Origin of the sequence: Tessaracoccus sp. SD287 (assembly GCF_017355265.1) — a bacterium.
GTDB lineage: Bacteria > Actinomycetota > Actinomycetes > Propionibacteriales > Propionibacteriaceae > Aestuariimicrobium.
This window is the reverse complement of record NZ_JADIJQ010000001.1, coordinates 51,002-73,991: the sequence shown is the minus strand read 5'-3', so window position 1 is coordinate 73,991 and position 22,990 is coordinate 51,002. Positions and strand designations below refer to the sequence as shown.

Below are 22,990 nucleotides of genomic sequence, written 5' to 3'. Positions count from 1 at the left end.
ATCGTGCAGTGCGGAACACTTGGCGTCTCAGGTCACGTCTGCACGTGCGAAAGCCACGCGTTCCCCTTGCCTTGAGCCCAAACCTGCAGAAGTTCACTGCATGCCAGCCGGCGAACCCAGGTCGACGGCGAGCTCGACAGCGATTCACGCCGACGACGATCAGGACTTCGAGCGATGCCAGGGTGCATCTGGATCTGCCAGCGTCTCCAGCATGAGCTGGCACCAAACCTGGGCCGCTCCGACGACCAGACGGGCGTGTCGCGGACGCACCCACTTCGGCACCTCCTCGGCTCCATGGTCGATGCCGACGCTGTTCCGGAGCTCGGTTACGCTCTGGGTGAGGGTGACCAACGACTGCAGCGCCTGGCGGAGCGCCCGGTCCTCATCGCTGACCGACTTGGCAGCGAGGCCGAGCGATTCTTGGGCGGCATTGACCAGGGCAGGTACCGTCGCCGCGCGGGTGTAGCTCTGCCCACGGGCGGTGAGAACGCACTTGGCGGTCGACTCGATCAGCGCCTTGGCAGTGCTCACAGCGAGCCGGGGATCTGTGTCGACACTGTCGGCGAGCCGGTGCAGGTGATCCTGGATGGACTGCGGATCGGAAAGGGCACTAAGCGCGTGCTCGGTCAGCTGCGCCCCGACTCTGAGCCGGTCAATGCGCACTGAGCCGGTGGCTTCATCGACCTCGAATCCATCCTCGCGGAGAATGCGGGACCACTTGTCCCGCAGCCCGTCGTCGTTGCCCCAGCCCGACGCGGTGGTATGGGTGATCTTCTGTAGCACGTCGCTGAACACAGCAGCCAGCCGCTGGGCATCGGCGGAGTCGTCCCGGTCAAGGGTGGCCAGGTACCGCCGCATCCGCTCGCGCCGAACACTCCCGTCGCTATCGCGCGGCTGCGGCGGGCCGAGAGCTACGCCCCGATCGTCGAACAGTGCGTCGATCTCGCGCACCGGTGTCGCGGTCAACTCGTCTGAGAGCAACCGCATTACCCGCGGAGTGAAGGACCCCATGCCCCGCTACTTCGTCTCGTTCGGGTGTGCGGTGTGGACCTGTTCCAAGTAGACGGTGCTGCCGTCGACGTAGAACCACACCCGTGCGGTGCCCTTTTGGGTGGGCTTGTGCTGCCAGCGCTGGAAGGTCCGGCCGCTCCGGATGATCACGCCCAGGGATCCTTCGAGGGGGTAGTTGATCGGGGTCATCGTCAGGGGAGTGCGAGTCAGGAAGTCCCAGGTCTCGGTCATGGGATTCCTGATGGTCGCAACGAGGTCGCGCCAGCCCCTCTCGGACTGCTTAGAGGCGAACTTCAGCACGTATTCCGACCTCTTCGCCGGTCGCGGGACCAGGGTCTCCCGGGGCATGATCAGGGACGCTCGACGAGCGTGCCGCCAACGGAATTGTCGTCATCGTCGAGCCACTCGACCGGCTGCGAGCCAAGACCCGCGGCGATCGCCGTCGCCGTCTCACGCCAACTGGTGAGCTTGGCGATCGCCAAGTGCGGCTGATGCGTCGAGAAGGATGCCCTCGCTGCGTCGATGAGGTCCCGAGCGCAGATGTCCCGGTCCTCGGCGCTCAGCGCGTACATCCATGGGTACAGGCTGGCCATCCTCTCGGTCAAAGGGCCGTCCTTGAGCGTCACTGTGATGAGTGTGGCGGCGATGTCCAGCAGCTTGGCCCGGGCATCGGCTTCGCGCTGGGACATGAGCACCAAGGACTCGCCGTCGCGCCGGGTCACTGTCACAGGGTGGTCCTCCGCCTCGGCGAAGACCTCGGCCGAGTGCTTGCTCAGGTCCGAGGAGCGGCGGGTGGCTACCGGGAGGCCAGCTGCGATGGTCATGGCACTATCGTATTCCGATCGTGTTCGGAAGTCCAGCACTGAGTGTGTGCTGTCACGCGGTCCGCGCAGCCGACGCCCAAGCTCTTTGACTCGGCCCTCATGAGGCAGCTGGGAATAGTACACCCGCGGCATCATCCGCAATCAGTAGCGTGGTCCACTCCGATGGCGATGAGACCGGTCGAGTACTCATCGACCGCCTTGATCAAAGAGCGCATCCGCATGTGCAGCGGTCCCCAAGGGCGGCCGCTCTGGTTCGACGGGCCCGGCAACTCTCGAACGTTCGTGACATCCACGTCGAACTCAACATTGAGGTCGAAGTTCTCCGGTGACAGCACCACTCCCTGCCCGAGTCGTAGCCGCAGGATCTCGCCGCCTTCGTGAATGATCCCGGGTCGACCAGGGTCGACGACCGCTACCTTGTCCTGGTCGGCGAACAGGCGAAGGTGCGAAAGATAGAGGCCCAGGCCATGGGGTGAACGATGACGGTCAACCCGAGCGAGATCGTGCAAGATTCGGAGACTGTTCCACTCAGGGTATTGGGCCTGGTACGGCTGAATCGCCTCGAGCCCCTCACGAACCTCGAACGGAAGGCCGCTGTACCGCTTGGCCTGGTCCCGCCACTCCTTGGGAGTGATACGGATAGGCCATTCCAGCCGAGCTGCGTTCGGAGGGGGATTCTGCTCCGAGACGAGGACGGCCACGGCGTAGAGGCAGTTGTCGAGTGCTGCCCGCAGCTCGTACAGGATTTCTCCGAAGACCAAGGACAGCTCCACCGGCAGTGGCGTTCTCCGTCGAAGGCGAACGGACACAGTGCCGTCCTCGTTCGGAACATGGTCCAGCGAATGCGGTCGCCCGGAGAGGTACTCGTCCCAGATTCGTCCGAATGACTCATAGTGGTGCTCGGCGCGATCGAGGCGGGCATTCAAGAGCCGTATCTCGAACTCGATCGGCTCGAAGACTGGCAGGTGTGGCTTCAGCACAACCTCATTATCGTTCCATCCGCTCTCGCGAGAGGCGATTGACAATCGACCCCCCGAGTCGCATCGGGGTCTCTCTTGGGGTGACGGCCGTCACCACGGGGGGCCAGCTGATTTCGCTCAAAGCCTTGATTGTGTCGTGGTGATGGCATAGAATCGAACATGCGTTCGGGAGTGTTTCGGGGATGCCGACACCGACGACGAGCCTAGGAGGCCAGCATGACCGCAACCGTGTTTCGCCATGAGTGGAGTCGCGCCGACGAAGAGGGCGGCGAACCCCGCCGTACCGCGCGTGGGCGCACCAAGCCGATCGCAGAATCGGCCCGGATGTTCATCCCGCCGGGGTGGCCCGAGCAGGTGCTGCCGCCATCAGAGATCGAGTGGGAGGCCTCTGCCGTCGGTTTCCTGCTGGACTGCTGTCCACCGGACTACCGCGGCTACCCGCTGCTGCGCCGCCAACCCGTGGTGCTGGCCCGCTTCGCGGCCCAGTTCGTCGAGAGCCAGCTGCGGGCCACCCGCGACGGGATCGCCCAGGCCCGCAGCAGCCTGAAGGACTACGTCGACGCCCCGGTGCTGGATGACTCGGTCGACGTGTTGCAGCGCGAGGAGGCGCGCCTGGTGCGTCTGCGTCGGGCCGTGATGCTGGTCGAGGAGACGCTGCGCGGCAAGATCTTCATCACCCGCCTCTGAGGGTGCGACGGTGGTTGAATGTTTGACGCTCGGCTGGTGTCAGCCGGTGCGCGCTGGGACGTGGGCCTAGACTGGAACGCATGTCCTTGCTCGAATCCATCACCGCGCCCTCGGACCTGCGCGCGCTGACCAAGCCCCAACTCGAGCAATTGGCGGGCGAGATCCGCGAGTTCCTGATCCGCAGCGTCAGCCGCACCGGCGGTCACCTCGGCCCCAACCTGGGGGTGGTCGAACTGAGCCTGGCGCTGCACCGCGTCTTCGACTCGCCCACCGACCCGATCATCTTCGACACCGGCCACCAGAGCTACGTCCACAAGCTGCTGACCGGCCGCCGCGAGGGCTTCGGCAAGCTGCGCCAGCAGGGCGGACTGTCGGGCTACCCCTCGCGGGCCGAGTCGGACCACGACTGGGTCGAGAACTCCCACGCCAGCACCTCGCTGTCGTGGGCAGAGGGCATGGCCAAGGCCTTCAAGCTGCGCGGAGTCGACCGCCACGTGGTGGCCGTCATTGGTGATGGCGCCCTGACCGGGGGTATGGCTTGGGAGGCGCTGAACAACATTGCTGCCCAGCCCGACCTTCCGTTGGTCATCATCGTCAACGACAACGGACGCTCCTACACCCCGACGGTGGGCGGGGTCGCGAACCACCTCTCGGCGCTGCGCACCAGCCGCACCTACGAGCAGACCCTGGGCCTGATCAAGCGCAGCGTCAGCAAGGCGCCGCTGGTCGGCAAGCCGACCTACGACATGCTGCACGGCATCAAGACCGGCATCAAGGACATCCTGGCCCCGCAGAGCATGTTCAGCGACCTGGGCCTGAAGTACGTGGGCCCGATCGACGGCCACGACCTGGCCGGCCTCGAGCTGGTGCTGCAGCGCGCCCGCGACTTCCAGGGGCCGGTGATCATCCACTGCATCACGCGCAAGGGCAAGGGTTTCCGCGCTGCCGAGGAGCACGAGGAGGACCAGTTCCACGCCGTCGGCAAGATTGACTCGGTCACCGGCGTGCCGTTGGTCGACGCGGTCCAGGCCACCTGGACCGAGGCCTTCGCCGAGGAGATGGTGCGCATTGGTGCCGAGCGCCCCGACGTGGTGGCGATCACGGCAGCCATGCTGCACCCGACCGGTCTGGCCCGGTTCGCGGCGGCCTACCCCGAGCGCACCTTTGACGTGGGCATCGCCGAACAACATGCCGTCGCGTCGGCGGCGGGTATGGCCTCGGCGGGGTTGCACCCGGTGATCGCGCTGTACGCGACCTTCGTCAACCGAGCCTTCGACCAGATGCTGATGGACGTGGCCCTGCACAAGCTCGGGGTCACGCTCGTGCTCGACCGCTCGGGCATCACCGGCACCGACGGGGCCAGCCACAACGGCATGTGGGACATCAGCCTGCTCGGCCTGGTGCCGGGACTGCGCCTGGCCGCACCCCGAGACCAGCAACGACTGGTCGAGGCGCTGCGCACCGCCGTCGACGTCACCGATGCCCCCACCGTGGTCCGCTACTCCAAGGAGAAGCTGCCCGACCCCATTCCCGCGATCGCCAGCCACGACGGCCTCGACGAACTGCTGGTCACCGGCGACCCCGAGGTGCTCGTGGTCGGCCACGGCCAGTTCGTGGGGCTCGCCCTGCAGGTCGGCCACCGGCTGGGCGAGCAGGGCATCGGCGTCCGGGTCGTCGACCCCGTGTGGACGCTGCCGATCAATCCCGCCCTGGTCGAGCTCGCCGGTCGCCACCGGCTGGTGGTCACGGTGGAGGACAACGTGGTGGTCGGTGGCGCCGGCGACCAGTTGGCCCAGGCGCTGCGCCAGGCCGACATCGGCGTCCAGGTGATGGACTACGGCATTCCCGACGAGTTCCTCGAGCACGCCAGTCGTGGCGAGGTGCTCGACGCGCTCGGCCTCAACGCCCAGCAGATCTCGCGCGCCGTCATCGAGAAGTACGCCCGACTCTGCGGCACGGCCGCGGAGACCGACGCGCAGCGCCAGCTGCGCGCCTGAGGCCGCGCCTCAGGCGTCGCGGAACTGCTCGACCAGCACGGGCACGACCAGTTGGCGCTGCCACGCCCGGGCCCCCAACGCGGCCAGCTGCGCGTCCATCGCCTCGTGGCCGGGGTCGGCGGGCGGCCGGTAGGTCACCCGGCGCAGGGTGTCAGGGGTCAACAGGTTCTCCGCCGGCACCTGCAGCTGCTCGGACAGGTCGTTGACGGCCGGGCGCACCCGATTCCACCGCGCCCAGGCCTGCGGGTCGTGGCGTTCCCACGACCGGGGCGCCGGCGGTCCGTCGTCATGGGGGGCGCGCAGCGGCGGCAGCTCGGCGGTGGACAGGGCTCCGACGCGATCCAGGGCCGAGACCCACGTCGACTCATAACGCTTGGCCTGGCGTCGCTTGAAGCCGTCAATGCTGCGCAGGTCACCGCGTCCCGGGATCGCCGCCCCCTTGCGCAGGGTCGAGGCGAGTTCGCTGATGGCGCGGTCCTGCAGAATCTTGCCGGGCGCGGTGTCGTTCTTCCGGGCGATCTCGTCGCGGGCCTGCCACAGCTCGCGCACCACCGCCATGCCGAGAGCGGACTTGACCTGGTTGATGCCCGAGGTGCGTCGCCACGGGTCGACTCGGGGCGCTGAGGCCTCGGCGAAGGTGGCCAGCACGTGGGCGAACTCCTGACGTGCCCACTCATCCTTGCCGGCGGCGGTGAGCTCGGCGGCCAGGAGGTCGCGCAGTTCGACCAGCAGTTCGACGTCCAGGGCGGCGTAGACCAGCCACTCGTCGGGAATCGGCCGCACCGACCAGTTGGCGGCCGAATGCTCCTTGCGCAAACGCAGCCCGAAGTAGCGCTCCATCATGGCGCCCAGACCGACCCGTTCGAGTCCCAGCAGGCGCCCGGCCAGTTCGGTGTCGAACAGGGTCTGCGGGTACAACCCCGACTCGCGCAGGCAGGGCAGGTCCTGGGACGCGGCGTGGATGATCCATTCGGTCGTCGCCAAAGCCTCCGACAGGACCGACAGGCCGGGGTCGCCGGCCTCGTCGTCGGCGAAGGGGATGGGGTCGACCAGGTGCGATCCCGACCCCTGGCGGCGGAACTGCAGCAGGTAGGCGCGTCCGCTGTAGCGGAAGCCCTGGGCACGTTCGGTGTCGACGGCCACCGGGCCGCTGCCGCCGGTCAGCGCTGCCGCGGTCTCGGCCAGCCCGGCGCCGGTGCTGACCAGGGGTGGCAGCCCGTCCCGGGGGTGGTCCAGGACCGGCAGCTCGGGCGGTGTGGTCTCGGTGCCGGCGTCGGGGATGTCCTCAGCGGCCACGGGCACCGCCGATGCGGGGGGCCAGCAGGACGACACCATCGGGCAGGGGCGGCAGCCCGGCGGTGAGGCAGAGCAGGTCCTGCCAGGCCCCCAGGTGGGCGCCGAGTGAGGAGTTCTGGTCGAGCAACGGGGTCCACGAAGCGCGAATCTCGATCTCCGCCCGGTCGGGGTCGTCGCTCATCTCACCGAAACAGCGGCTGGAGACCGCGGTGACGGTGCCGGACGCCGCCAGGTACGGGGCGTGGTGCTGCTCCAGTGCCTCGGTCAGCCACCCCCAACCGACCTCGGCCAGCAGCGGGTCGGTGACCATGTCGAGGTCGACGTCGGCGCGCGCATAGGAGACCAGCCGGTAGGTGCCCTGCCAGGCGTCATTGCCGGCGGGGTCGTGCAGCAGCACCAGACGTCCACTGCCGATCTCCTCACCGTCCACCTGAACCTCGGCTGTCATCGCCGCCGAGTGCGGGGCGATGCGTTGCGGGGAGGGGATTTCGGTGATGGAGACCTCGGGGCGCCACCGATGCGACTTCAGCTCCTGGACCGTCTGGTCGAAGCCGTAGCCCCCGCGCGCCACTGGTGGAAATGTCACGCTGTTCACACTAGGACGCGCCGGCCTCCCCACACGCGAGCCGCGCCGGGCTGGTCAGGACTTGGTGACCGGGCCCTCGTCCAGGGTCATCGAGACCGAGTTGATGCAGTACCGAAGGTCGGTGGGCGTGCCGTAGCCCTCGCCCTCGAAGACATGTCCCAGGTGGCCGTCGCAGGTGGCGCACCGCACCTCGATGCGGGGACGACCCGGCATCGAGCGGTCCTCGATGTAGACGACTCGGTCGTCGGCCAGCGGCGCGAAGAAGCTTGGCCAGCCACAGTTGGAATGGAACTTCTCAGTGCTGCGGAACAGTTCGGCCTGGCAGCCCCGGCAGCGGTAGATGCCCTCGGTCTCGGTGTCGGTGTACTCGCCCGTGAACGGACGCTCCGTGCCGGCCTCGCGCAGCACGTGGTACTCGGCGGCGCTGAGCTGGGCACGCCACTCTTCGGCGGTCTTGACCAGCTTGGGGCGGGGGACCGAATCGGTGTCGGTCTGGGTGTTCGACGTCTCGCTCATCTCACTTCTCCTCATTCACGACTTTCTCGTCCCACTATGCCCGACCCACACAATCCCCCACACAATCACTGACAGCGGCCGGGGGCTGGGCCACAATGAGCAGATGTCGAAGAAGAAGCACGCCTCCAAGCCGAAACACCAGAAGCCCGCCCAGCAGCCCACCCGCCCCGGGGTGGTGCCCACCGGCGGCCTGTCGGCGCTGCTGCGCCTGCCCCAGGGGCCGGTCGACCTGGCCACGTTCGACACCCGTGCCACCGAGGGCTTCCCCGACAAGTTGGGCAAGGACGACGCCGAGGTGGTGCAGCGGTCGATGCTGCCGAAGCTCACCGAACTGCAGGAGCGGCTGTTCGCCCAGGGCCGCACCGCCCCGGAGTCGGCGCCGCGGCTGCTGGTGCTGCTGCAAGGCATGGACACCTCCGGCAAGGGCGGTGTGATTCGCCACGCGGTGGGCATGGTCGACCCCCAGGGGGTCGACATCACCAGTTTCAAGTCCCCGACGCCGGAGGAGTTGCAGCACGACTTCCTGTGGCGCATCAACAAGGCACTGCCGGCGCCGGGACAGATCGGTGTCTTCGACCGGTCGCAGTACGAGGACGTCCTGATCGTCCGAGTCGAGGAGTTGGTGGAGCCGGCCGAATGGCAGTCGCGCTACGACAAGATCAACCAGTTCGAGGCGCGCTTGGTCGACAGTGGCATCACCCTGGTCAAGTGCTTCCTGAACGTGTCCTTCGACCGGCAGAAGGAACGCCTGATGGAGCGCCTCGAGCGCCCCGACAAGCACTGGAAGTACAACCCGGGCGACCTGGAGGTGCGAGCCAAGTGGGCCGACTACGCCGCGGCCTACGAGGATGCGTTGGAGCGGTGCAATACCGACGTCGCCCCGTGGTACGTCATCCCGGCCGACCGCAAGTGGTACCGCAACTGGGCGGTCGCGCAGCTGCTGCTGGAACATCTCGAGGCGCTCGACCCGCAGTGGCCGCGTGCCGAGTACGACGTGGAGGAGCAGCGCCGTCTGCTCAGCGCCACCTGATCAGCCCTGGTCCACCACGACCGGTTCGCTGGCGGCAGACTCGTCATCGAACCGGTCGTCCATCAGCGAGGTGAGGTCGTCTCGGGCGTCCAGCACGTCGTCGTCCAGCATGTCCATGGCGGCGTAGCTGTACCGGGCCATCACTAGTTCCAGTACCCGGTCATCGGCGCCCAGTGGCGCGCTGACGGCCACGGCCCCGGCCGCCCGGGACTGTTCGGCCTGCAACGTGTAGGCCGAGGTCTCGCCGATGAAGAGGCTGCCGACGGCGATGTGGCGCCGCCCCTGGGCCCGCAGTGCGGCGATGGCGCTGGCGGGGCTCGGCCCGCTGCCGTCGGCCACCGAGACGACCACGGGCAGCTTGTGGTGGTTCGACCACTGCCGGGCGCGACGCGCCACCAGGGCGTTGCCGCGGGCATCACCGCTCTGGGGAAGGGAGAGCACCAGTCCGTCGAGTTCGACGGTGTGGGTGGCGCGCAGGGCGGTGCGCAGACGCTCGTCGATGACACCGAGCAGGCTGGTGGCGGGTCCGATGGGCCGGGAGGCGGCGATCTTGATGTCCGGGTGCTGCTGTCGCATCGCGATCAGCAGCGTCGTGGCGCTTTCGTCGGGTTCGACGGCGCGGGACAGGTCGAGCGGGATGAACACGATCTCGACGAACCCCTGCCGGACCAGGCGGGCGACCTCGTCGCTGCCGGACGGGATGCCGGGGTCGAGGAAGGCCAGGCTGATCGACAGGGTGGGACGCAGTTGCTGCAGTCGCCGGCACAGGTCGCGGGCAACCTTTTCCTCGGCGGGATGGTCCGACCCATGCGCCAGCATCACCAGGGCTGGGGCTGAAGTCATGTGTGGCACCTTTCCCGGTTTTGAGTCAGTATCGGCGCTCCGCAGCGTTGACAGCAAGACTAATGTCCAGATGTCGATACGGCAATCTCACACTGTGGATCCGGGTTCTGCGGGTTCCTCGCCGTGTTCCTGCAGCTCATGGGCGGTCTGCTCGCTGATGCCCGAGAACTTGGGCCACACCGACTCGATCGAGGCGTTGAAGGCCGCTCCCACCAGGATGGCGATGGAGCTGAGGTAGAACCAGATCAGCACCCCGATGGGCGCGGCCAGCGGCCCGTAGAGCGAGGCGGTGCCGAGTTGGGCAATCAGGAACATGCGGACCAGCGCCGAACCGCCGAGCCAGACCCCCAGGGTGACGGCTGCACCCGGGAGGTCGGCGCGCCAACGTCGCCGCACCGGCACCGCCCAGTTGAAGATCATGGTCAGGCCGAGCACGGAACCGATCAGCACCACCGGCCAGTAGGCGTCGGCCAACCAGCCCAGACTGTCCGGCACCAGGCGGGCGAGCAGGCTCGGTCCGGCTACGACCAGGGGCAGGAAGAAGGCGGCGAGCGCGAGCATGGCGAGATAGGCCGCCACGCTCAGGGCGCGGTTGTGCACGATGCCCCGGCGGCCGTGGTGCCCGTACATGATGGTGACCGTGTCCAGGAAGATCGCCAGCGCCCGCGACCCGGACCACAGCGCCACCACGAAGCCGATCGAAACCACCTCGAAGCGCCCACGCCCGAGCACCTCATCCAGGGTCGGGGCAAGCACGTCATTGATGGCCTGCGGGGTGAGCACGTGGGTCGACAGCTCCAGCAACTGGCTGCGGAAGTTGGCGACCGCAGAGGTGCTGAAGCGCTGGGCGATGAAGCCCACCGAGCCGGCCAGCCCGAACAGCAGCGGCGGCAGGGACAGCAGCAGGAAGAAGGCGGACTCCGCCGCGAGCCCGGTGACGCGGTAGCGCAGGCAGGCGCCGAGCGTGCGCCACAGGACGCGCAGCACGTTGACCTGCAGCCGACGAGCGGGGGAGGGGTCGGGGTCGTCGAGTCGGCGCGAGATGAACTCGGGCATGCGTGGCACGGTCCCGGTGATCATTGTTCGCAGCTTCCGGTGGGCGGTTGGTCGGGGCGGCCGACGGTGGTGGGCCGTGGTTCGGATGATGCCACGTCGAGGTCCCCACGCGGAGGTGACGCGCAGCCCGCGACTCGGGATGGGTCGGGCGTCAGCGTGAATGGGTGGTGAATGGGTGGCGCAGGGGCCGGGAATGACGAAGCCCGCCCCAGGTGACCCGGGGCGGGCTGGTGCTGGTGGTCGATACTGGGTTCGAACCAGTGACCTCTTCGGTGTGAACGAAGCGCGCTACCACTGCGCCAATCGACCATGCGAGGGTCAACACTAGCGCAGGTTTGGCGGATGATCCAATCCGGTCCGGGCGACGTCCGTGGTCGACGCAGGACAGGAGTTTTCGCACCGTCGGGGTGGCCGCACGGGGGTGTCTGCGACGCAGGACGTGGCACCGCGTGACGCCCTCGGCGTCCGGGGCGGCCAGCATGTGGACAAGGCCGCGCTCTGGGTGAAGTGGGTTGTCAGAAGCGGTTTACCGGGCGAGTTGAGTGTGGTGGGGGGTGCGTTTCGACGACGCCAGCGCAGCCTCTGGGGCCTCGATTTGTGTCCTGCTCCTGATGTGGGCTAATGTTCTCAACGCCCCAAGAACGGGAGGCCGAGAGGCCAAACAGGACAGGGCATGCGGACGTGGCTCAGTTGGTAGAGCATCACCTTGCCAAGGTGAGGGTCGCGAGTTCGAATCTCGTCGTCCGCTCGGAAGGGTCTCAGCCCTCTATATCCAAGGTTTGAGGTCACTTTTCCTTGGTGGAGTGGCCGAGAGGCGAGGCAACGGACTGCAAATCCGTGTACACGGGTTCAAATCCCGTCTCCACCTCGGGCGGTTGGCGCAGCTGGTAGCGCGCTTCCCTGACACGGAAGAGGTCATCAGTTCAAATCTGGTACCGCCCACCACGCAGTGCAGGCCGGCTGGCTAGGGAAATCCCTAGCCAGCCGGTCTTATTGTTGCCCTGCCAGGTCCGCTCCGATGGCCCCGAATGCCACGAAGTGGAGTCGAGTGCTCGTGCCGGCCACAAATCCGCCTGACTAGGCGTGATGAATGTGGCCCGCGTGGACTTGTGCCCAGATTGTGCCCATGTTGTGCCCGCCGGTCATGCTGCTCCTGCCGCGAACGTGACGCTGACACCGATGGCCATGCCTGTGGCGAGGTCTGAGTTCTACGCGCCGAGTCTCAGTTCCGTCGGAGCGTCGCTGTCCGCAGACATGCCGTTCGCCTGCGAGCCGCGCGATGGCTTGACACGATGGGGATGGACGACTATGGGCCCGCGGCGATCACGAAGGGAAGGAGTTGCGATGGGGCAGCGACCATACGAGGGGGTGATAATCCCAGCCGACCTTGCGGAGCTATACAGGGATTTGCACGCGCACCCGGAGCTGGGGTTCCAAGAACACCGCACGAGCGCACTGGTCGCTGGGCGGCTGACGGACTTGGGGCTAGAGGTGAGCACGGGGATTGGGGGGACTGGGGTTGTGGGTGTCATACGCAATGGTCCAGGGCCCATAGCACTGCTCCGGGCAGACATGGACGGGCTGCCCGTTGGGGAAGAGACCGGTCTGGACTACGCCAGCCGAGCCACCGGAGTAACGGCGGGCGGCAAACGGGTGGCCGTCAGTCACGCTTGTGGCCATGACATGCACACGGCCTGCCTCCTCGGAGCGGCGGAGGCGTTGGTAACTGACCCAGGGCGGTGGAGGGGGACGTTGCTTCTTGTCTTCCAACCAGCCGAGGAGCTCGGGGCGGGTGCTCAGGCGATGATTGATGACGGACTGTTCGAGCGTTTCCCCACGCCCGATGTTGTGCTTGGCCAACATGTCGCACCCCGGCCTGCCGGCATGATCGCGGGCCACCCGGGCCCTGCATACGCCGCCTCTGACTCACTCCGAGTCCGGCTGTTTGGCCGAGGGGCGCATGGGTCGATGCCTCAGAGTTCGGTGGACCCGGTCGTGATGGCCGCGGAGGCAATCTTGCGATTGCAGACCATCGTGTCCCGTGAAGTTCCTAGCACTGATGTTGTCGTGCTGACCGTGGGCGCCGTCCGTTCTGGAGAGGTTGCGAATGTCATCCCCGATGAAGCCGAGTTGTTGCTCAACGTCCGCACCTACTCCAGCAGCGTTCGTGAAAAGGTGATGACAAGTCTCCAACGGATGCTGCACGGCATCTCGGCGACTGCTGGCGCACCTCAGGAGCCGCTGGTCGAGTCGATCGAACGGTTCCCGGTGGTGGTCAACGATCCTGAGGCTCTCGCCCGGAGCTTCGCCACTTTCCGTGAATGGTTGGGCCCCGACAAGGTCATCGATCCAGGCGCCGGCGCTGGCAGCGAAGACGTCGGCGTGCTCGCGACGGCCGCCGGCGCTCCATTGTCCTACTGGCTACTCGGCGGGGCGGACCCTGGACTGTTCGCCGCGGGCGGAGGCGTGGACGACCCAGCACTCCAGTCCATCCCGTCAAATCACTCACCGCATTATGCGCCGGCGCTGGATCCGACGATGCAGGTGGGTGTAACGGCCTTAGTCGCGGCGGCGCGCACGTGGCTCCCTGCCTGAGCCTGGTGACGCGTGGATCGGATGGGCAATAGTGGCGTCCACGAGGAGCGCCGTGGCGATTCGGAGCCCCTGGGTCGCATCGCGGCGACGCAGGGCTTGCCCGCCGCCAGAAGCCGGAGGCGCATGTCGGTCAAGACGTCCAGAACGGCCTGGGCCGCCAGAGCGCGAAGATGACTCTCGACTTGTACCGCGAGGGACCCGAGGTGCTGCCAAGGGGGACATATTCCTGATACCGAAGAGGTCCCCATTTCACATCTGGTATCACCGACCACGCGGCACAGGCCGGCTGGCCAGGGAATCCTGGTCAGCCGGTTTTTTCGTGCGCATGATCCGGGCCGGGCAGCGGGGCGTCCAGCGTCTGGAGCAACTGGTCCACGCAGCCTCGATAGCGCTCGGCGCTGACCTCAGCCAGGTCCTCGAGCATGATCCGCAGCCGTGGCGTGATCTGTACCGCATTCCGACCGAAGTGTGCGATCTCCACCACCGCGAGCTCCACCAGGTCAGTGATCGGCTGGGGGTGGTGAACCAGGCGCACCTGACCCTGGTCGTCGGCGATGTAGGGACTGGGTGACGCCCGCTGGACCAGTCGACGCAGGATCTGGTGCAACTCGTCGATGCACCGCACCGCTGTCGTCGGATCGTTCACCCCGGGGGACAGGGCGCGGTCGGCGATGTCCACGAGCTGACGAATTCCGAAGGCGACGTCCTGGCGCATCTCTCGTTGCGGTCCCACCCCGACGAGTTTGTACAGATCACGGGTCTCGGCCTCCTCGTCACCGGCGAGCGTCCCCCATACCCGGAGCATGTGCTGACCCTCGGCCAGGAACTGGCCCACCGGACGGTCGAGTGTCACCACGACGTTTCGTTTTCCGGCCCAGCGCAGAAGACCGGCATAGTCCACAAACGTGATGACGCCATGTCGTGAAGCCTCCAGGCTGCAGTGCGGCATCCCCGGATTGGGGGACCAACTGGGCCCGAACGCGGGGATGTTGGTCCCGGCAGGCTCGGGAAACATCCGGTCGGCCAATCGAGCGGTCTGGTCCCCGATCCGCGAAATGACATGGGACACCTGGATCGACAGGGTGATGTGGTGGATGAACGCCAGGAAGAACCCCACGCACGCCAGCACCATCAGGAAGGCCAATGTCACCGAGACCTGCGGAACGAACTGCTCGGTCTCGTTGTCCCCCCGCACTGACCGGGTCACGGTCAGCGCGAACACGAAGGTGGAGACGAAAATGCCCAGCGTGGATTGCACCACGCGGTTCTGCAGGAATCCGCCCAGCACCCGTGGGGTGAACTGACTTGAGGCCAGTTGCAGAACGACCATCGTGATGGAGAAGACCAGTCCGGTCACCGAAATCATGGCTGAGGCGATGGTCCCGAGCAGTCCACGGGCACCATCCGGGCCGCCCTGGAAGACGTACTGCAGTTGACTGGGGCCCCAGGCTTCCTCCGCCCGCGGCAGGAAAATTCCGACCACCAGAGAGATCAGGACTGCGGCTGCTGGAACGGCCCAGAACGGCTTCCACAGACGGTTCCACCACGTCTGCGGGGTCACGACGGGCACCGTGCCCCGGGCGCGCTGACCGGCGGGTGCTCGTTGGGAAACCGTGGGTCGTGTCGGTCCAGCCACCTCGTCCATGGCGTCATCCTGCCAGTCCGGCAGGTGCTGACGGGTGTCGCAAGCTCTCGTCAGCGCAGCGCCGCCAGCGTGTCCGCCTCGTCGGGCCCCTTGTCGTCGCGATAGCGCAGCACCCGGGCGAAGCGCAGCGCCAGCCCACCGGGGTAGCGCCGTGAGGTTTGCACCCCGTCACAGGCGATCTCGACCACCTGCTCAGGTCGCACGTGGACGACATGCCCGTCCCGATGGGTCTCCAGTCCCAGGAAGCGCTCGGTCTGCCAGGTGAGCATCTCGTCGGTCATGCCCTTGAAGGTCTTGCCGACCATGACCAGCTGCCCGGTCGCCGGGTCGCGGGCGCCCAAATGGATGTTGGACAGCCACCCGCGGCGGCGGCCGCTGCCCCATTCGACGGCAAGCACCACCAGGTCGGCGGTGCGTCGCGGCTTGACCTTGACCCAGCCCGCCCCGCGACGGCCCGCGGCGTACGGCGCCCCCAGGTCCTTGACCACGACGCCCTCGTGGCCCTGCGCTATGACATCGTCGAAGAAGGCCTGCGCCACGGCCGGATCCGCCGTCGTGACGCGGTCGACGGTGATGTTTGGGGCGAGCTGCTGCAGGACCTCCCACCGGACGCGGGCCGGCTCGTCCACCAGGTCACGGCCATCCAGGTGGAGCACGTCGAACAGGTAGGTCGTGACCGGGGTCGTCGCGGACAGGGCGACCGGGTCCGCGCTGGACGCCGTCCGGGCGCCGGTCACCTGGAACGGATGCGGGCGCCGATCACCCTGGAGCGCGATCACCTCCCCGTCCAGCACCGCAGTCTCGGCCTCCAGAGACTGCACGAGCGCCACGACCTCGGGAAGTCGGTCGGTGATCTCGTCCAGGCTGCGGGTGAAGAGTCGCACCTGACCGCCGTCCTGCCCTCGGTCCAGATGGATCTGCAGCCGGATGCCGTCGATCTTGGCGTCCAGAGCGACCTCACTGTCCTCAGTGGTGGCGAGTGCCGCGGCGACATCCGGCTCGGAGCCGGCGAGCATGGGCCGAAGCGGACGTCCCACCTCGAGCCTGATCGCCTCGAGCGCTGGCGCACCGCCGTCGAGCGCGGCCCGGGCCACGGGTCCGGCGAAGCCTGCCAGCATGACGGCACGTCGCACCAGCTTCTCGGGAACCTCGGCTGCCTGGGCGATCGCTGGCAGCAGGACGCCGTCGCCGGCTCCCTGGCGCAGCTCGCCGGTGATCAGGCCCACCAGCCACCGCTGCTCATCGTCGGTCGCGCGGGCGAACAGTTCACCGACCGCAGTGGCACGCGTAGCTGTCGAGCCCGAGCCGCCCACCGCACGCAGGGCATCCAGGGCAGCATCGACCTCCAGCACGCGCAGCGTCGAGTTCGGGGCGGGCGCGGGCAGGTGCTGCAGACCCCGCCAACCGACCCCGACAGTGCGCTGCGGCAGAACTCCGGCCAGGTAATCCGCTACCACCTCGACCAGCCGGGCCTGTTCAGCGTCCGCGGCCTCGCGCAGGGTCTGGGCCAGCAGGGCCGTCTTCTCCGTCCGGGAACGGGTTGCGGCCACCGCGGCCGAGGTCTGGATGACTCGGGCGAGCTGCATACCGGGAAGTATGTCAGCGGCGAAGCGGTAGGCGCTGGGGTTGGTGGGCGGAGGCAGTCCCGCCGGCACCCCGGCGGGCCACTGGCATGCCCGTCCCTGAGCGCTCACGCCGGCGGATCCTCGTCGATGCGTCATCTGCAACAGTCCGGTGCTCCTGCAGTGCTTGAAACCGTGCACCTGCCTTCAACCGCTGCAGGTGCGGTCAAGGACTGTCTGGACGCGCGATGAGCTCAGCGCTCCGAATAGCTCGTCTCACCGACGCAGTCGTCCAGCCACTCCACCAGCGGGCGCACCTCGTCCCAACTGTCGTGCACGTAGTCGGCCAGGTCGGGCGTGGCCATCCAGTCCGGTTCCCCCACCACCAGCATCACGTTCAGCGCCTTGCGCCGCAGCAGGTCCAGGCGGGGGGCGTCAGCTGCCACACCTCGCGGTCGGGTCGCCAACTGCTCCCCACCCACCTGGTAACCGGCGGCGACCAACTCGTCGAGCAACCGCTCCAGCCGTGCTCCATGAACGTCATGCGCCACGGCCGCACGGTAGGCGGCCAACTGGTCCGGGGCGAACGAGTAGGAGCCGCCACCCATCCGGAGCCCCTCGGCATCCACCTGGAAGTACCAGCCGGCCCGCGACACGGTCTTGACGAAGACCCCCTGGTGGCCCTTGTAGGGAGACTTGTCATGACTGAAGCGCACGTCCCGGTTGGGACGAAAGACCTTGGTCTCACCAAAGGCCGGCTCCAGCAACCCGGCCAGTTCCGTGATCGGCCCGCGCACCACCTCGTCGTAGCGCGTCTTGTGCGCCAGCCACCATTCCCGGGAATTGTTCTGCTCCAACTCGCGATAGAAGGCAACGGCATCGTGGGGGAGTCCGGCGAACGTCATGGCCCCACCCTACGAGCCGGCAACGGATGCCTCGGGGCGGCAGTTACGGTCAGGGCCCGGGGTGCGGCAGAATGACAGGAGGCCGAGCTCGGCCGTCCGTCAAGAGAGGAATACCGGTGTCCATCACAGTCTCCGTCGTCCGTGCAGGTGCAACCAACCAGCAGGCGGTCGAGGCGACTACTACCGGCCTCGACCTGTTCGGCGATGATCGCTCAATCGTCGCCATGGTGGTCAACGGCGAGACCCGTGACCTGGCCCGTGAACTGGGCGATGGCGACGTCGTCGAGCCCGTGGAGATGACCAGCCCCGAGGGCCTGTCCATCGTGCGCCATTCCGCCGCCCATGTCACCGCGCAGGCGCTGCAGAACCTGCACCCCGAGGCCAAGCTCGGCATTGGCCCGCCCATCACCGACGGCTTCTACTACGACTTCCAGGTCGACCCCCTCACCCCCGAGGACCTCAAGGCCATCGACAAGCAGATGGTGCGCATCATCAAGGAGCGCCAGCGGTTCTCCCGTCGCGTGGTCACCGACGAGGACGCCCGCGCCGAACTGGCCAACGAGCCGTTCAAGCTGGAACTGGTCGAGCAGAAGGCCTCCTCGTCTGACGACGACGGCTCCTCGGTCGAGGTTGGCGCCGGCGAACTGACCATCTATGACAACCTGCGACGCGACGGTTCGGTGGCGTGGAAGGACCTGTGCCGTGGCCCGCACGTGCCGCACACCGGGTACCTCAACGCCGTCACCCTGACCCGCAGCTCGGCGGCCTACTGGCGCGGCGACCAGCGCAACGCCTCACTGCAGCGCGTCTACGGCACCGCCTGGGCGTCCAAGGACGACCTGACCGCGCACCTGACCCGGCTGGAGGAGGCCGCCAAGCGCGACCACCGCAAGCTGGGCACCGAACTCGACCTGTTCAGCTTCCCCGACGAGATCGGCTCCGGCCTGCCCGTGTTCCACCCCAAGGGCGCCACCATCAAGATGGAGATGGAGGAGTACAGCCGTCGGCGCCACATCGAGGCCGGCTACTCCTTCGTCAGCACCCCGCACATCACCAAGGGCCACCTGTTCGAGACCTCGAAGCACCTGGAGTGGTACGCCGACGGCATGTACCCGCCCATGCACATGGACGAGGAACGCGACGCGGCCGGCAACATCACCAAGCAGGGCGTCGACTACTACCTCAAGCCGATGAACTGCCCCATGCACAACCTGGTCTTCCAGAGCCGCGGACGCTCCTACCGTGAACTGCCGCTGCGGTTGTTCGAGTTCGGCAGCGTCTACCGCTACGAGAAGTCCGGTGTCGTGCATGGACTGACCCGGGCCCGCGGGTTCACCCAGGACGACGCCCACATCTACTGCACCCGCGAGCAGATGAAGGACGAGCTGACCTCGTTGCTGAGCTTCGTCCTGGACCTGCTCAAGGACTACGGCCTGGACGACTTCTACCTGGAACTGTCCACCCGCGACCCCGAGAAGTCCGTGGGTGACGACCAGACCTGGGAGGAGGCGACCCAGACCCTGGCCGAGGTGGCGCAGGCCTCCGGACTGGCCCTGGTGCCCGACCCGGGCGGCGCCGCCTTCTACGGTCCGAAGATCTCGGTGCAGGCCAAGGACGCCATCGGACGCACCTGGCAGCTGTCGACCATCCAGCTCGACTTCTTCGAGCCGGAACTCTTCGAACTGGAGTACACCGCCACCGACGGCAGCCGCCAGCGTCCGGTGATGATCCACCGGGCCCTGTTCGGTTCCATCGAACGGTTCTTCGGCGTGCTCACCGAGCACTACGCCGGTGCCTTCCCGGCCTGGCTGTCCCCGGTGCAGGTGCTGGGCATCCCGGTCGCCGACGAATTCAACGACCACCTCGAGTCGGTGGCAGCCGCCCTGCGCGCCGAGGGAATCCGCGTTGAACTCGACCTGTCCGACGACCGTTTCGGCAAGAAGATCCGCAACGCCCAGAAGTCCAAGGCGCCCTTCATGCTGATCGCCGGCGGTGAGGACCGCGACGCCGGCGCCGTCTCGTTCCGCTACCGCGACGGCTCCCAGCGCAACGGCGTGCCCGTCGACCAGGCCGTGGCCGAGATCGTGCAGGTGGTCCGCTCACGCTCGAACGCCAACCCGTCAGCTGCCGAAGGGGCCTGAGCGTGATCACCCCGGGTGATCCCCTCGGTCTGGACGGCGCACCGGGCTCCGAGGTGCACCACGCCGACGAGTACGCGGGCGCGCCCGACCAGTTCCAGCGACTGTGGACGCCGCACCGGATGGCCTACATCCAGGGCGAGAACAAGCCGACCACCGGGCAGGGCGGCCCCCAGTGCCCGTTCTGCCGGGTGCCGGACCAGCCCGACGCCGACGGGCTCGTGGTGCACCGCGGCACTGCCGCGTACGTGGTGATGAACCTCTATCCCTACTCACCCGGCCACCTGCTGGTCTGCCCCTACCGTCACGTGGCCGACTTCACCGAGTTGACGGCCGTGGAACTGCTCGAGATCGGACGGATGACCCGCGAAGCCATGACCACCCTGCGGGCCACGTCCGGGCCCGCCGGATTCAACCTGGGCATGAACCAGGGGGCCGTCGCCGGGGCTGGCATCGCCGCGCACCTGCACCAGCATGTGGTGCCCCGCTACCAGGGCGACTCCAACTTCCTGCCGATCATTGGCCAGACCCGGGCGCTGCCACAGCTCCTGGGCGACACCCGTCGCATGCTCGCTGAGAACTGGATCAGCGACACCGACCCCGTCAACGATGCCGCTGGGGGAGTGTCACCGAATGCTTGAGCGGTTCAGGACGGGCTGGCGGGCCGTGATGACCCCGCCGGCCCGGCTGCTGCTCGCCGCCCGGATCAGTCCCGACGCAGTGACCTGGACCGGCACGATCGCCACCATCGTGGCCGCCCTGGTGATGCTGCCCCAGGGCTGGCTGTGGCAGGGCAGCCTGGTCTGGGCCGTGCTGGTGTGCACCGACAGCCTCGACGGCCAGATGGCCCGGCTCAGTGGCCGCTCGACCACGTGGGGTGCGTTCCTGGACTCCACCCTCGACCGCCTCGCAGACGGTGCCCTGTTCATGGGGGTGGCCCTGTTCTTCGCGGGGCCGGGTGCCTCCGTGACGTGGACCGGGGTCGCGATCGCCGCGCTGGTCCTCGGTCAGGTCACCAGCTACGTGAAGGCACGTGGCGAGTCCCTGGGCCTCGCGGTCACCGGTGGCCTCGTCGCCCGCGCGGATCGGCTGGTGGCCCTGGGACTGGGAACCCTGCTCACCGGACTTGCCCGGGACGGGCACCTGCCCGCGTGGTGGGAGTGGGCATTGCCGTGCGCCCTGGTCTGGCTCGTCGTCGCCGGAGCCATCACCGTGGGCCAGCGGATGGCCCAGGTCTGGCAGCAGCCGGACGTACCCACCACGCCAGCCGCCATCGTCCCCGAGACGCGGTGACCATGTCGGTGACCACGATGGGGCAGCGACTGCGGGCACGGGTCTGGCTGGTGGCCGGCCGCGTCCCGTGGCCATTGTGGTGGCCGCTGGTCGCCGTCGGCGTGGTCGCCCTGAGCGCCTTCCCCAACCGGCCCGTGAACCGGTGGGCCCGCAACCACGCCACCATCACCGGACGGACCACGACCCGCCTCGACGTCATCCGCGGCCTGTGGTCCTGGGCCCGCAACGCGGTCACCTCGCTGCAGTTGGTGCACTGGTCGGCGGCCGACTTCGAACGCCGCGCCGTGATGTCGCCCGAGCACTGGCAGCGCCTCAGCGACGCCATGGCCAACGGGGGCGCCGTGACGGGCCTGCCCCATTCCGGTTCGTGGGATCTGGCCGGCGCCTGGGTCTGCCAGCGCGGTCTGCCCGTCTCGGCCGTGGCCGAGGAACTGGTGCCGGCGGAGTTCGAGGTCTTCGTCCGGCTGCGTGAACGCCTGGGCTTCACCATCTACGGCCACCGCGACCCGCGGGTGCTGCGCCGCCTGGTCGCCGACGTCGGCACCGGTCACCTGGTCTGCCTGATGTCCGACCGGGACTTGAGCCGCCGCGGTATCCCGGTGATCTGGCGCACTCGTTCCGGCGACCGTCACGTCACCATGCCACCGGGTGCGGCCCTCGTGGCACTGCGTTCAGGCGCGGCCCTGTTCGGGGTCACCTGCCACTATGAGGGGCGGCGGATGCGGATCGTCGTCTCCGAGCCGTTGCGGGCACCCGAGGACGCCACCACCCACCTGGCCCGGGCCAGCGCCATGACCCAGCAGCTGTGCGACTTCTTCAGCGAGCAGATCCAGGCCCATCCCCACGACTGGCACATGCTGCAGCCTTTCTTCGCCGAGGACCGCTGATGGGCTACACGATCGGACTGGTCTGTCCCTACTCCTTCAGCCGACCAGGTGGTGTGCAGAACCACGTCATGGGACTGGCCGGCTGGCTCACCGGCCAAGGTCATCGGGTCGCTGTCCTGGGGCCGGGGATTCCGGACGCCACGGCACTGGCCAGGTCGGGGCTTGGCGCCGACCAGTTCACCAGCACCGGGCCGGCGGTGCCCGTGCCCTACAACGGTTCGGTGGCGCGGATCAGCTTCGGTCCGCTCGAGACGATGCGGGTGCGGGCCTGGCTGCATCGGCTCCAACCCGACGTCCTGCACCTGCACGAGCCGGTCACGCCCAGCATCTCCCTGCTCAGCCTGTGGCAGTCCTCCGGCCCCGTGGTGGCCACCTTCCACACCGCCACCCCGGGATCGTCCTCGATGAGCGCCGCCCGCCGACTGCTGGCCGGCAGCATCGCGTCGATCGACGTGGGCATCGCCGTCTCGTCGGTGGCCCGGCAGGTCGTGCGTGACCACCTGGGGCTCGACCCCGTCGTCATCGGCAATGGCATCGGCATCGGGCCCCGTCCGGGCGACCTGGAACGCACCAGTTGGCGCGGTGGGGACCATCCGCGGATCACCTTCGTCGGGCGCTACGACGAACCCCGCAAGGGATTCGATGTCTTCGCGCAGGCGCTGCCCCTGATCCGGCAGCGTCTGGGCGGCACCCACGTGATGGTCGTCGGCGAAGGGACCCCGCGACCCCTGCCTGGGGTCGACTTCCTCGGCTGCCTGGACGACACCGCCCGCGACGCGGTGCTGGGCAGCACCGACGTCTACGTGGCGCCACACATCGGACGGGAAAGTTTCGGCATCGTCCTGCTGGAGGCCCTGGCGGCGGGGGCCGACGTCGTCGCCAGCAGCCTGCCAGCCTTTGCGGAGGTCCTCACCGACGACCAGCAGGCGCTGGTGGGCACCCTTGCCCCCATCGGGGACGCCGGACGGCTGGCCGACCAGGTGGTGTCGGTCCTGGAGCACCCCTCGGTCGCGCGTCGTCTCGCCGGATGGCAGCACGCGGCAAGTTTCGACTGGGACGTCCTGGGTTCTCGCATCGGCCAGATCTACGAACAGGTGATCTCCGCCCACGACGTCGGCATCCGACGGGGTCGCTAGTCT

General features: G+C 67.9%; 21 protein-coding genes and 4 tRNA genes. 12 read left to right on the top strand and 13 right to left on the bottom strand.

The features are described from left to right. Nucleotides 1-159: 159 nt before the first annotated feature. From IPV09_RS00365 to IPV09_RS00350, 4 genes are all read right to left on the bottom strand, one after another. On the bottom strand, nt 160-1,011 hold the full coding sequence (locus tag IPV09_RS00365; protein WP_207472869.1) for an abortive infection family protein: 852 nt from the start codon (nt 1,009-1,011) through the stop codon (nt 160-162). Nucleotides 1,012-1,017: 6 nt separating this feature from the next. Next, a complete protein-coding gene (locus tag IPV09_RS00360; RefSeq protein ID WP_207472868.1) occupies nt 1,018-1,242 on the bottom strand; it encodes a hypothetical protein in 225 nt (74 codons plus the stop codon). A gap of 119 nt (nt 1,243-1,361) precedes the next feature. Continuing rightward, a complete protein-coding gene (locus IPV09_RS00355) occupies nt 1,362-1,835 on the bottom strand; it encodes a hypothetical protein (protein WP_207472867.1) in 474 nt (157 codons plus the stop codon). A gap of 131 nt (nt 1,836-1,966) precedes the next feature. Continuing rightward, nucleotides 1,967-2,815, bottom strand: coding sequence for a hypothetical protein (locus IPV09_RS00350; protein ID WP_207472866.1), 849 nt, complete (start codon nt 2,813-2,815; stop codon nt 1,967-1,969). A gap of 216 nt (nt 2,816-3,031) precedes the next feature. Here IPV09_RS00350 and IPV09_RS00345 point away from each other — a divergent pair, with 216 nt between their 5' ends. Further along, complete coding sequence (locus IPV09_RS00345; protein ID WP_207472865.1) at nt 3,032-3,502, top strand: hypothetical protein; 471 nt, start codon at nt 3,032-3,034, stop codon at nt 3,500-3,502. An 80-nt stretch (nt 3,503-3,582) separates the two neighbouring features. Next, on the top strand, nt 3,583-5,499 hold the full coding sequence (dxs, locus tag IPV09_RS00340; protein WP_207472864.1) for a 1-deoxy-D-xylulose-5-phosphate synthase: 1,917 nt from the start codon (nt 3,583-3,585) through the stop codon (nt 5,497-5,499). A gap of 9 nt (nt 5,500-5,508) precedes the next feature. Here dxs and IPV09_RS00335 read toward each other — a convergent pair whose 3' ends face one another. From IPV09_RS00335 to msrB, 3 genes are read right to left on the bottom strand one after another with little or no spacing between them, the layout of a single operon-like run. Further along, entirely contained in the window at nt 5,509-6,795 is a 1,287-nt protein-coding gene (locus tag IPV09_RS00335) for an HRDC domain-containing protein (RefSeq protein WP_370590153.1), read from the bottom strand. Beyond that, entirely contained in the window at nt 6,785-7,381 is a 597-nt protein-coding gene (locus IPV09_RS00330) for a DUF3000 domain-containing protein (RefSeq protein ID WP_370590152.1), read from the bottom strand. Before IPV09_RS00330 ends, IPV09_RS00335 begins: the two co-directional genes overlap by 11 nt. A 54-nt stretch (nt 7,382-7,435) precedes the next feature. After that, nucleotides 7,436-7,897, bottom strand: coding sequence for a peptide-methionine (R)-S-oxide reductase MsrB (gene msrB, locus IPV09_RS00325; protein WP_207472862.1), 462 nt, complete (start codon nt 7,895-7,897; stop codon nt 7,436-7,438). 103 nt (nt 7,898-8,000) lie between these two features. Here msrB and IPV09_RS00320 point away from each other — a divergent pair, with 103 nt between their 5' ends. Continuing rightward, on the top strand, nt 8,001-8,927 hold the full coding sequence (locus IPV09_RS00320; RefSeq protein ID WP_207472861.1) for a PPK2 family polyphosphate kinase: 927 nt from the start codon (nt 8,001-8,003) through the stop codon (nt 8,925-8,927). Here IPV09_RS00320 and IPV09_RS00315 read toward each other — a convergent pair whose 3' ends face one another. The 3 genes from IPV09_RS00315 to IPV09_RS00305 form a co-directional block, all read right to left on the bottom strand. Continuing rightward, the gene (locus IPV09_RS00315) at nt 8,928-9,770 is read right to left on the bottom strand and encodes a sirohydrochlorin chelatase (RefSeq protein WP_207472860.1); all 843 of its coding nucleotides are present in this window, start codon (nt 9,768-9,770) and stop codon (nt 8,928-8,930) included. Between the two features lie 87 nt (nt 9,771-9,857). Continuing rightward, on the bottom strand, nt 9,858-10,826 hold the full coding sequence (locus IPV09_RS00310; RefSeq protein WP_207472859.1) for a YihY/virulence factor BrkB family protein: 969 nt from the start codon (nt 10,824-10,826) through the stop codon (nt 9,858-9,860). A 234-nt stretch (nt 10,827-11,060) separates the two neighbouring features. After that, a tRNA-Val gene (locus tag IPV09_RS00305) sits at nt 11,061-11,135 on the bottom strand. 366 nt (nt 11,136-11,501) lie between these two features. Between IPV09_RS00305 and IPV09_RS00300 the strand changes: the two genes are divergently transcribed. The 4 genes from IPV09_RS00300 (at nt 11,502) to IPV09_RS00285 (ending at nt 13,421) form a co-directional block, all read left to right on the top strand. After that, nucleotides 11,502-11,574 (top strand) — tRNA-Gly (locus tag IPV09_RS00300). A gap of 49 nt (nt 11,575-11,623) precedes the next feature. After that, a tRNA-Cys gene (locus IPV09_RS00295) sits at nt 11,624-11,694 on the top strand. A 1-nt stretch (nt 11,695) separates the two neighbouring features. After that, nucleotides 11,696-11,771: transfer RNA gene (locus IPV09_RS00290), tRNA-Val, on the top strand. 141 nt (nt 11,772-11,912) lie between these two features. Beyond that, complete coding sequence (locus IPV09_RS00285; RefSeq protein WP_370590151.1) at nt 11,913-13,421, top strand: amidohydrolase; 1,509 nt, start codon at nt 11,913-11,915, stop codon at nt 13,419-13,421. A 304-nt stretch (nt 13,422-13,725) separates the two neighbouring features. Here IPV09_RS00285 and IPV09_RS00280 read toward each other — a convergent pair whose 3' ends face one another. The 3 genes from IPV09_RS00280 to IPV09_RS00270 form a co-directional block, all read right to left on the bottom strand. Next, the gene (locus IPV09_RS00280) at nt 13,726-14,982 is read right to left on the bottom strand and encodes a DUF2254 domain-containing protein (RefSeq protein WP_207472855.1); all 1,257 of its coding nucleotides are present in this window, start codon (nt 14,980-14,982) and stop codon (nt 13,726-13,728) included. A 134-nt stretch (nt 14,983-15,116) separates the two neighbouring features. Continuing rightward, nucleotides 15,117-16,760, bottom strand: coding sequence for an ATP-dependent DNA ligase (locus tag IPV09_RS00275; RefSeq protein WP_370590150.1), 1,644 nt, complete (start codon nt 16,758-16,760; stop codon nt 15,117-15,119). Nucleotides 16,761-16,882: 122 nt separating this feature from the next. After that, the gene (locus tag IPV09_RS00270) at nt 16,883-17,533 is read right to left on the bottom strand and encodes a DUF2461 domain-containing protein (RefSeq protein ID WP_207472854.1); all 651 of its coding nucleotides are present in this window, start codon (nt 17,531-17,533) and stop codon (nt 16,883-16,885) included. Between the two features lie 71 nt (nt 17,534-17,604). On the opposite strand from IPV09_RS00270, the gene thrS reads away from it, so the two are divergent. From thrS to IPV09_RS00245, 5 genes are read left to right on the top strand one after another with little or no spacing between them, the layout of a single operon-like run. Then, nucleotides 17,605-19,674, top strand: a complete 2,070-nt coding sequence (thrS, locus tag IPV09_RS00265; RefSeq protein WP_207472853.1) for a threonine--tRNA ligase — start codon at nt 17,605-17,607, stop codon at nt 19,672-19,674. 2 nt (nt 19,675-19,676) lie between these two features. Continuing rightward, nucleotides 19,677-20,312, top strand: coding sequence for an HIT domain-containing protein (locus IPV09_RS00260; protein ID WP_370590149.1), 636 nt, complete (start codon nt 19,677-19,679; stop codon nt 20,310-20,312). Next, entirely contained in the window at nt 20,305-20,964 is a 660-nt protein-coding gene (gene pgsA / locus IPV09_RS00255) for a phosphatidylinositol phosphate synthase (protein ID WP_207472852.1), read from the top strand. The genes IPV09_RS00260 and pgsA overlap by 8 nt, the downstream gene beginning before the upstream one ends. A gap of 2 nt (nt 20,965-20,966) precedes the next feature. Further along, nucleotides 20,967-21,851, top strand: a complete 885-nt coding sequence (locus IPV09_RS00250) for a hypothetical protein (protein ID WP_207472851.1) — start codon at nt 20,967-20,969, stop codon at nt 21,849-21,851. Further along, nucleotides 21,851-22,987: a glycosyltransferase family 4 protein gene (locus tag IPV09_RS00245; RefSeq protein ID WP_207472850.1), complete on the top strand. Its 1,137-nt coding sequence runs from the start codon at nt 21,851-21,853 to the stop codon at nt 22,985-22,987. Before IPV09_RS00250 ends, IPV09_RS00245 begins: the two co-directional genes overlap by 1 nt. The last annotated feature ends 3 nt before the right edge of the window (nt 22,988-22,990 follow it).